2 protein-coding genes and 2 pseudogenes are annotated in these 2,289 nt (G+C 67.8%); 2 read left to right on the plus strand and 2 right to left on the minus strand.

All coding sequences use genetic code 11. The annotated features are described in order from the left end of the window. Together KZA10_RS12785 and KZA10_RS18545 are read right to left on the minus strand one after the other, a co-directional pair. Positions 1–125: pseudogene (locus KZA10_RS12785) on the minus strand (TerC family protein); the annotation flags it as partial. 66 nt (positions 126–191) lie between these two features. Beyond that, positions 192–353: pseudogene (locus KZA10_RS18545) on the minus strand (nuclear transport factor 2 family protein); the annotation flags it as partial. A gap of 109 nt (positions 354–462) precedes the next feature. On the opposite strand from KZA10_RS18545, the gene serS reads away from it, so the two are divergent. Next, on the plus strand, positions 463–1,779 hold the full coding sequence (gene serS, locus KZA10_RS12795) for a serine--tRNA ligase (protein WP_141387590.1): 1,317 nt from the start codon (positions 463–465) through the stop codon (positions 1,777–1,779). Continuing rightward, positions 1,776–2,289: HAD family hydrolase (locus KZA10_RS12800; RefSeq protein ID WP_218683062.1), on the plus strand; the 514-nt coding region annotated here is incomplete at its 3' end. The genes serS and KZA10_RS12800, both read left to right, overlap by 4 nt.

Below are 2,289 nucleotides of genomic sequence, written 5' to 3' on the forward strand. Positions count from 1 at the left end.
TCGTTGCGGGTGGTGGTGTCGGCGCCGGCCGGAACGGAATCCGGTGCCCGACGCGTCTTGAGAAGGCTGGCCACGGTCGCGATCGTGATGGTGGCGGCAATGAACAGCAGCGAGAACCAGATCGGGAAGCTCTCGAAGACGTGACGGACCGTCATCGAGATCGGCAGGTTCAGACCGAGGAACTGCTCGAGAGCCCCTCTGACCGCGTCCGTGCCCGTCACGGCCGCTCCCGGTGCGGGCACGAAGACGACGTCCGGGGTGTTCAGCGCCATCAGCCCGTCGAGGTCGCGGGCGTTGAAGCGATCGGCGAAGGCGAGGTTCAGCTGGTCGAGGGAGGTGACGCGGATGCTCATGGGATTCCTTTCCACAGGTCGACGCGGTGCCGACCACTGCAGAGGAAGACGATACCGGCCCGAGAGTGTGACATCCGGCACCTCGGAGCGTTCACCGTAGACTTGGTGGATGATCGACCTCGCACTCCTCCGCGACAATCCGGAGATCGTCCGCCGCTCGCAGGCTGCTCGTGGAAACGACCAGAGCACCGTCGACGTCGCTCTCGAGGCCGACCGATCGCGCAGGGCCGCGCTCTCCGCGTTCGAGGAGCTGCGTGCCGAGCAGAACGCCTTCGGCAAGCTCGTCGCGAAGGCTCCGAAAGAGGAGAAGGCTGCGCTGGTCGCGCAGGCGAAAGACCTCGCCGAGCGCGTCAAGCAGGCCCAGCACGCGGCGAACGAGGCCGCCGAAGCCGCGGCTGCCGCTCTGGCTCGGATCGAGAACGTGGTGATCGACGGCGTGCCGGCCGGCGGCGAAGCCGATTTCGTCGAACTGCGCCGCGTCGGTGACGTCCCGGCGTTCGACTTCGAGCCGAAGGACCACCTCGAGCTCGGCGAGCTCCTCGGAGCGATCGACATGGAACGCGGTGCCAAGGTCTCCGGCGCGCGCTTCTACTTCCTGCGCGGCATCGGCGCACGTCTCGAGATCGCGCTGATGAACCTCGCGCTCGACAAGGCGCTCCAGAACGGATTCGTGCCCCTGATCACCCCGACGCTCGTGCGCCCGGAGATCATGCAGGGCACCGGCTTCCTCGGCGAGCACGCCGATGAGGTCTACCACCTCGACAAGGACGACGATCTGTACCTGGTCGGCACCAGCGAGGTCGCGCTCGCCGGGTATCACAAGGACGAGATCGTTGACCTGGCAGACGGTGCCCTCCGCTACGCCGGCTGGTCGACCTGCTACCGCCGCGAGGCCGGCTCGCACGGCAAGGACACCCGCGGCATCATCCGGGTGCACCAGTTCAACAAGCTGGAGATGTTCGTCTACACGACTGCGGAGGAGGCCGAAGCCGAGCACCTGCGCCTCGTGGCCCTGCAGGAGGAGATGCTGACCTCGCTCGGTCTCGCCTACCGCGTGATCGATGTGGCAGCGGGAGACCTCGGCTCCAGCGCCGCTCGCAAGTACGACATCGAGGCGTGGGTGCCGACGCAGGGCGCCTTCCGCGAGCTCACCTCGACGTCGAACTGCACGACCTTCCAGGCGCGCCGCCTGGACGTGCGTCATCGCCCTCTCGTCGATGCGGCGGATGGAGCGACGCAGGGAGCAGCGAAGACGCAGCACGTCGCCACGCTGAACGGCACGCTCGCCACGACACGCTGGATCGTCGCCCTGCTCGAGACGCACCAGCAGGCCGATGGATCCGTGCGCGTGCCCGAGGTCCTGCGCCCCTACCTCGGCGGCCTCGACGTGATCCAGCCCCTCGTCGACGGGCGGGCCGCTCGATGACGGGCCCCTGGCTGGTCGGCCTCGACGTCGACGGGACCATCCTGCTGCAGGACGAGACGATGAGCCCCGGTGTTCCGGAAGCGATCGCCCGGCTTCGCGACGGCGGGCACGTGGTCACCATCGCGACCGGTCGCAGCTGGATGGCGACCCGAAGATACGTCGAGGAACTCGGATTGACCGCGGACTACGTGGTGTGCTCCAACGGCGCGGTGACGATGCGCCGCTCGGGTGACGACTGGGAGCGCTGGAACGTGGAGACGTTCGACCCCACTCCGGTCCTCGGCCTGCTGCGAGAGCGTCTCCCCGAGGCCAGATACATGGTCGAACTCGCCTCCGGGCAGCGGTTGTTCACCGAGCAGCTCGATGACTGGACACTCGACGGCGGGCGCCAGGTCGACTTCGACGAGCTCGGGGAACTCCCCGTCTCGCGCATCGTCGTCGTCTCTCCCGGCCATGACGAAGATGACTTCCACCGCCTGGTGGCGGACGCCGGTCTCAACGAGGTGTCGT

The sequence above is a fragment of the Microbacterium sp. BF1 genome, from assembly GCF_019279095.1.
Taxonomy (GTDB): domain Bacteria; phylum Actinomycetota; class Actinomycetes; order Actinomycetales; family Microbacteriaceae; genus Microbacterium; species Microbacterium maritypicum.

Excerpts from the sequence above, each read along its gene's own strand:
- serS (WP_141387590.1), top strand. The coding sequence starts at position 463 with ATGATCGACCTCGCACTCCTCCGCGACAATCCGGAGATCGTCCGCCGC.